Here is a 6,247-nt window from a genome sequence, read left to right on the forward strand (position 1 = left end):
CTTCTTTTAAAGCTTTACGTCCAGCGAAGCGCTAACGCCCACGCCCTGCACACGGTTAACATTTTTATAAGACACATTGTCTACCGGAATCAGCACTTTGCAGCGTACGCCCAACAGCGTCTGCTCAATCATCAGCGCCGCCTTCACCTGGTCAACCTTCGCCTGCGGGCCGGAAACCTGCGCTGCACCGGCACGGCTGCCGTCACCAACAGAAATAACCGGTACTACTTTCGTAGCATCCGTCGAACTTACACCGTACTTGGCCGTTACAGAGTTAATTGCATTATTCAACGCCGGAGCGGTAGCATCTACAGCATAACCGATAACGCCGCCCTTGAGGACCTTATCTAAAATGCCGGCCTGCGCCGCAGGCATACTGTTACCTAAAACAAAACCACACACAAGTGCTGCCGCAATCCATTTCTTATTTCTCATAACGCATACCTCCTAGAATACTTATTATATTCGACAAGCAGCGTCAAAAGCCTTGCAAGCATTCTGTGAAATTAAAGTAACGAGATTGTTACTACCCGGAATTTATATTTCCCTATAACCGAAGCGCATCCCTAAAGGTTATCAAGAGCCTCACAATCTCGATTATAAAGTACCAAAGGCTATTGTATCACCCTGCAGATACAACAGCCTCTATTATTTCCAACCTTTATTTCTATCTTTTATTATATTCTCATCTATTTTTCTGCTACCATCAGTCCGTCATCATGAACGCGCAGAGGCACCCTTAAAACCTGACCGGGATAAATATGTTTGGAATTAAGCTTGTTCGCCTGTTCAATGCGGAAAATGACTTCACGCACATCCTCACGCGCTTCTGTATGACGACCGGCAATTTCCCACAAAGTTTCTCCCTCAGCAACAGTCACCTTATATTCCTTGTAAACTGGTTCATCAGCAAACACAGCACTATAACCGGCATAAAGGAAGCAAGCACAGCAGATAATGCTTAAAAACTTTTTCATATCTATCACCGCCTAATAAATCTTTGTTTGGTTATATTATAGTGTTTACCGTGAACTTTGTCAATGATTTTATGAATTTTTGTTTGCTGTTTTCTGATATTTTACGAACACATTTCCAAGCATCAATATAGTTTATGCGTAATATATAAAAAATCAACGCAGCAAAAAAAGGCATCACCTCTCGGCAATGCCTTTTTGCTTAATATATGTTACTCTATATCAAAAATTTTGCCCGGATTCAGTATATTATTGGGGTCCAGGGCTTTTTTAATCGCACGCATCATTTCCAGCTCATCGGGATTAGTGAATTCCTCCATAAGCTGTTTGCGTTTATACCCAATGCCATGCTCACCGCTCAAGCGGCCGCCGTGTGCGTAAATAAAGCGGTACAGCTCCTGCTGATTGGCCTTGACTCTGGCATCCCAGTCCGCATAATCCTCCTGCTCCTGCTTCAGGATATTCAAATGGATATTACCGTCACCGGCATGACTGGCAATGCGTGTTACCAGCTGATATTTATCAGCCAGACGCAAAATTTCCGCCAGCAGCGCAGGCTCATGATCTACCGGGCAGACAACGTCCTCCTTGCAGACAATCAGGCTTTCCGCACGCACTGCTTCGGCAAAGGCCTTACGTGCCTGCCAAATTTTATCGTGCTCCGCTACCAGCACATCGCCGGCACCGTTTTCCGAGCAGATTTCATCCATTGTGCAGGCCTTTTCATCAAGGTCATCCTCTCCGGTGCCTTCCACTTCTACGATAAGATAATTGCCCTTGTCACTGCCCTGCAGCGTTGTACCGAGATAACGCTCTACGGATTTTATAGTAATATTATCCATGTATTCTACGCAGGTAGGCATAATACCGGCCATAATCAGCTTGTTTACCGTGCCGATAGCATCCTCAGGGGATTCAAAAACCGCCAGCAGATCCATGCTGTACTTAGGCAACGGCAGCAGCTTCACTGTAATCTGTGTAATGATACCAAGAGTACCCTCACTGCCGATTATCAGCTGCTCCAGGCAATAGCCTGTAGTCTGCTTCTGCAGGCGTGCTCCCAGCTGCACAATCTTGCCGGTAGGATTTACCACCTCAACGGCATATACCTGATGACGCGTAGTACCGTATTTAACCGCGCGATTGCCACCGGCATTGGTCGCCACATTGCCGCCGATAAAGCATGAATCACCGCTGCAGGGGTCGCCTGCATAAAAGGCTCCCTTGGCCGCAGCCGCAGTCTGCAAATCGGAAGTGCGCACACCCGGCTCTACAACCGCATACATAGCATCGGCATTAACCTCGATAATTTTATTCATCTTTTCGAGCGAAAGCACTACACCACCGTAAATGGGCACTGCACCACAGGCAAGACCTGTGCCTGCGCCACGTGGCACAACCGGGAAGTGATATTCATTCGCCAGCTTGACCACAGCCGCCACCTGCTGTGCATTTTCCGCAAATACGACAGCCTCAGGCATATGATGATAAGCCGGGTCAGTTACTTCATCATGGGCATATATTTCCATCTGCCCTGCATCCGTCACTACATTCTGCACGCCCACCAAGGCCTGCAGCTTGGTAATTATTTCGTTAGACAGCTTGTTATACTCCATAATTCAGTCCTCCTCATTTGCAACATTTATATTTTAAACCACTCTATGCTTATTTTATCACAAACAGCGACATTTATAACAGCAAATATTTTTCAGTGTACCAACCACATATAAAACGGTATTGCAAAGACCGCCAGCACCGTGCTTACCGCCGTCAGCATAGCAGCATATTTATAATCGCCGCCGTAGCCTTTGGCCACAATCGCCGTATTTGTCATCGCCGGCATGGCCGCCATAATGACAAATACCTTTTCCATCATCGGCTCCAGATGGAAAAACGGCAGGATCAGGAAAACTATCCAAGGACAGATTAAATAGCGTCCCAGCATAGCAACTACCAGCTCCTTGCCTACGGCAATTTCTTCCCAACGGGTTTTGCTCATAGCAATACCGATAAACAGCATCGCCAGCGGCGTAGTCATGCTTCCCAGATAATGAAAGGACTTGAACACCGGCTCAGGCAGATTCCATTCCAGCAGTACCATCACTACGCCCAGCATAAAGCCCATCAGCGGCGGCGACATAATGCTTTTCAGTGTCTTACGGCTGAAAAGCGGCATGGTTACGCCATTGCTGCTTGCCAAATCATGAAAGCCGATAGTCCAGAAAAGCGTTGTGTTCACCATGTAGTAAATCATAATATACGGCGCACCGGCATCACCGAATAAGGCTATACCTAACGGCAGGCCGATAAAAATTGTGTTGGAAAAGCTGACGCAGATAGAAAAAATTCCTCTGTGCTCCGGCGGAACACCTATCAGACGTCCGAGCAGCCTGCTGATAAAATAGCCTGCCAGCATCGAAATAACCGGTACAATCAGGCCATGAGAAAGCGTAATAAGCTGGTCATGCTTAAACTGCCCCAAAATATTGGTCAGCATATATGTAGGCAGGCAGACATAATTCACCAGACGCGAAATCAGCGCCACACTTTCCTCACTGAACCAACCCCTGCGCTCTAAATAAAAGCCGACAGCAATCATCAGCATGATGGTCAGCACACCGTTTAATGCATGTAAAACTATTTCCATTGTTTATTCCCCTCATAAGGCAAAAATTGCCGAAGCATTCAGCTCCGGCAACGAAGATTTTAGTTTTTGGATTTTTTTACTTCTTCCAGTTTGTTTTTCATCCAGTCAATCATTGCTACCTTGCCAAAATCGTGCCAAGTTTCACATTCGGTATTTTTGGCAATATACTCATTCCACTTATCCTGATTAACATTTTCTACTTCCATCAGGTTCATAATGCCAAAGCCGCTGCGCCAGATCATATCATCCATAGAAGTAAATTTGCTGTTTTCCTGCAAAAACTTAGGATTGAATAATTCCTGGAAGGATACCTTGTTCAAAATCTTGCCCAGTTCCTTATCCTCGGTAAAAACTCCCAGATAATGCTTAAAGGTTTTATCTAATTTATTTTTTTCCATCTTGCTTCCTCCAAAAATAGTTGTATAAGGGTATTTTAACACAAAAGCAATAAAATGGCACTAGCATTTTCATATTCCGTGTACAGAATCATTAATTTATGCCCGCATAACACAGATATGATAATCATTATTGAATTCCTACTAAATTCATAGTAGAATATAGTCATTAGAAAGGTTGTGACCGTAATGAAAATTTCTACCAAGGGACGTTATGCCCTGCGATTGATGCTCGATTTAGCAATCAACCACACCGGTAGCTATATACCATTAAAAACAGTTGCCCAACGGCAAAATATTTCCGATAAATACTTAGAGCAAATTATTCACCAGCTGAGTAAAGCAGGCTTTGTCCAAAGTGCTCGCGGCGCTCAGGGAGGCTATCGTCTGGCGCGCACGCCTGATGAATACACTGTCGGTGAAATTCTGCGCACAGTCGAGGGCAGTCTTGCTCCCGTATCCTGCCTGGACTGCAAAACACCCTGCGATCAGTTTGATTCCTGTATCACCATCGGTCTGTACAAAAAAATTCAGCAGGCCATTGACGGCGTAGTTGACCACACTACGCTGCACGATATGATAAGCGATTACCGTGCCAAGCATCCGAAGGCTGAAAATATTTAAAAGCGAGCTAAGCACCAGCATTTTATAGAAAAATAACAAAGCATTAGGAGGAAAATAATATGAACAGAGAAGAAGCCTGGAATTTATTACGTCAATATAACAAGGAGTCCTTTCATTTACGTCATGCGCTGACTGTAGAAGGCATTATGCGTTACTTTGCCAAGGAGCTTGGCTATGCAGACCAGGAGGAATACTGGGGCATCGTAGGCCTGCTGCATGACTTGGATTTTGAGCTGTATCCCGAGGAACACTGCGTAAAATCTCAGGAGCTGATGCGCGAGCACGGCGTGGACGAAAGCATTATCCGTTCCACTGCCAGCCACGGCTGGGGCCTGACTGCCGCTAACATCGAACCTGAGCATCAAATGGAAAAGGTGCTTTTCGCTATCGATGAGCTTTCCGGCTTAATCGGTGCCGCTGCCCTTATGCGCCCCTCCAAAAGCGTACAGGACATGGAGCTGAAATCCCTGAAGAAAAAATTTAAGGACAAACACTTTGCTGCCGGCTGTAGCCGCGATGTAATCAAACAGGGTGCCGATATCCTGGGCTGGCCTTTGGACGAGCTGATGGAGAAAACCATCGCCGCTATGCGTGTGGACGAAGCAGCCATCAACGAAGTCTGCGATAAATTATGAGGCGCACAGCCTTAATCTGCTCTTTGCTGCTCAGCCTTGCAGGCAGCAGCTTCGCGGCCACAGCTGAAGAGATGTTGCAGGATTATCAACAGAAACCGGCCATAGTTGCCAATAATCCCACCAAACAGGCTGAGCCGACGGAAGCCGAAAGCAGTATTGACTCTTCCCAAGCAGAGGAAAACGCTGCAGACAATAACATCGTAAGCACTGCTCCTACTGTACCGGCAACGCCAAAGCAGGAAGAAACAGCAGCCGAAGCGCCCATGACAGTGAATGAAGCAAAAGCACCTATGGCAGAAGTGCCAACAACACCAGCTGCTGCAAATACTGCAGCTAAACCGCCTGTTGTCAGCAACGAGCCTGTGCCGCCGGCAGATAAACCCAAGCCTAAACCAAAGCTGAATCTTGTAGGCAAGCCGCCGCTGCCCAGGCAGTTCATGCGTACACCGCAGGCAAGCGATTTCATCAGCGTCAGCAGTGAAGCCGGCGGCTATAGTATGGCTGTGCCCAAGGCCTTCGGTAAAAATCCGCTGGCAGACCTGCCGCAAGCCGAAGGAGCTATGCTGGTGCGCACTGCAGGCAACACTCTGATGCTGGCAGCAACCGTGCTTGACCCTGCGGACACTGCAAGCTTTAAGGCAACAGAAGCTCTGCCTGTCTATGAAAATGCCAAAGTATACTGGCAATGGCAGCATGGCAATCAGTTAATATGGACCTGCCGCCTGAGTGCCCACAATGATTATCATGGCAACAAGCTGCTTTTGACCGCAGAAGCTCAGCAGAACGGCAAAACCTACAAGTTGCTGTACGTAATGCCTGCGCTACAGGCAGATAACTATCTGTCCCAGGCCATTTATTCCTTAGACAGCTTTAAACTGAATCAGCCATAAAGAAAAATCCTCCGACAGCTCGCCAGCTGTAGTGACCCCAAAAAGTTAGACTTTTATTACGCAGCAGAATTTAGAATCTGTT

Annotated in this window: 8 protein-coding genes; 3 read left to right on the top strand and 5 right to left on the bottom strand. The window is 46.7% G+C overall.

Annotated elements, in window-relative coordinates; translation table 11 throughout:
• Positions 1–6: 6 nt before the first annotated feature.
• From Q7Q81_RS01425 to Q7Q81_RS01445, 5 genes are all read right to left on the bottom strand, one after another.
• Positions 7–435, bottom strand: coding sequence for a hypothetical protein (locus Q7Q81_RS01425; RefSeq protein ID WP_304273103.1), 429 nt, complete (start codon positions 433–435; stop codon positions 7–9).
• Between the two features lie 254 nt (positions 436–689).
• A complete protein-coding gene (locus tag Q7Q81_RS01430) occupies positions 690–977 on the bottom strand; it encodes a LysM peptidoglycan-binding domain-containing protein (protein WP_304273106.1) in 288 nt (95 codons plus the stop codon).
• 209 nt (positions 978–1,186) lie between these two features.
• Entirely contained in the window at positions 1,187–2,590 is a 1,404-nt protein-coding gene (locus Q7Q81_RS01435) for an FAD-binding oxidoreductase (RefSeq protein ID WP_304273108.1), read from the bottom strand.
• Between the two features lie 92 nt (positions 2,591–2,682).
• Entirely contained in the window at positions 2,683–3,621 is a 939-nt protein-coding gene (locus Q7Q81_RS01440; RefSeq protein ID WP_304273110.1) for an AEC family transporter, read from the bottom strand.
• 59 nt (positions 3,622–3,680) lie between these two features.
• Positions 3,681–4,019, bottom strand: coding sequence for a hypothetical protein (locus Q7Q81_RS01445; RefSeq protein ID WP_304273112.1), 339 nt, complete (start codon positions 4,017–4,019; stop codon positions 3,681–3,683).
• A gap of 186 nt (positions 4,020–4,205) precedes the next feature.
• On the opposite strand from Q7Q81_RS01445, the gene Q7Q81_RS01450 reads away from it, so the two are divergent.
• The 3 genes from Q7Q81_RS01450 to Q7Q81_RS01460 are packed head-to-tail and all read left to right on the top strand — an operon-like array spanning position 4,206 to position 6,165.
• Positions 4,206–4,640 carry an RrF2 family transcriptional regulator gene (locus tag Q7Q81_RS01450; RefSeq protein ID WP_293387902.1) on the top strand — a complete coding sequence of 145 codons (435 nt, stop codon included), beginning with the start codon at positions 4,206–4,208 and terminating at the stop codon, positions 4,638–4,640.
• Positions 4,641–4,699: 59 nt separating this feature from the next.
• Positions 4,700–5,275 (top strand): hDIG domain protein, encoded by a 576-nt coding sequence (locus Q7Q81_RS01455; protein WP_021720778.1) that lies wholly within the window; start codon positions 4,700–4,702, stop codon positions 5,273–5,275.
• Positions 5,272–6,165 (top strand): hypothetical protein, encoded by an 894-nt coding sequence (locus Q7Q81_RS01460; RefSeq protein ID WP_304273115.1) that lies wholly within the window; start codon positions 5,272–5,274, stop codon positions 6,163–6,165. Before Q7Q81_RS01455 ends, Q7Q81_RS01460 begins: the two co-directional genes overlap by 4 nt.
• The last annotated feature ends 82 nt before the right edge of the window (positions 6,166–6,247 follow it).

This window comes from Phascolarctobacterium succinatutens (assembly GCF_958453765.1).
Classification (GTDB): domain Bacteria; phylum Bacillota; class Negativicutes; order Acidaminococcales; family Acidaminococcaceae; genus Phascolarctobacterium_A; species Phascolarctobacterium_A succinatutens_B.

Excerpts from the sequence above, each read along its gene's own strand:
- Q7Q81_RS01435 (WP_304273108.1), bottom strand. The coding sequence starts at position 2,590 with ATGGAGTATAACAAGCTGTCTAACGAAATAATTACCAAGCTGCAGGCC.
- Q7Q81_RS01430 (WP_304273106.1), bottom strand. The coding sequence starts at position 977 with ATGAAAAAGTTTTTAAGCATTATCTGCTGTGCTTGCTTCCTTTATGCC.
- Q7Q81_RS01425 (WP_304273103.1), bottom strand. The coding sequence starts at position 435 with ATGAGAAATAAGAAATGGATTGCGGCAGCACTTGTGTGTGGTTTTGTT.
- Q7Q81_RS01455 (WP_021720778.1), top strand. The coding sequence starts at position 4,700 with ATGAACAGAGAAGAAGCCTGGAATTTATTACGTCAATATAACAAGGAG.
- Q7Q81_RS01460 (WP_304273115.1), top strand. The coding sequence starts at position 5,272 with ATGAGGCGCACAGCCTTAATCTGCTCTTTGCTGCTCAGCCTTGCAGGC.
- Q7Q81_RS01440 (WP_304273110.1), bottom strand. The coding sequence starts at position 3,621 with ATGGAAATAGTTTTACATGCATTAAACGGTGTGCTGACCATCATGCTG.
- Q7Q81_RS01445 (WP_304273112.1), bottom strand. The coding sequence starts at position 4,019 with ATGGAAAAAAATAAATTAGATAAAACCTTTAAGCATTATCTGGGAGTT.
- Q7Q81_RS01450 (WP_293387902.1), top strand. The coding sequence starts at position 4,206 with ATGAAAATTTCTACCAAGGGACGTTATGCCCTGCGATTGATGCTCGAT.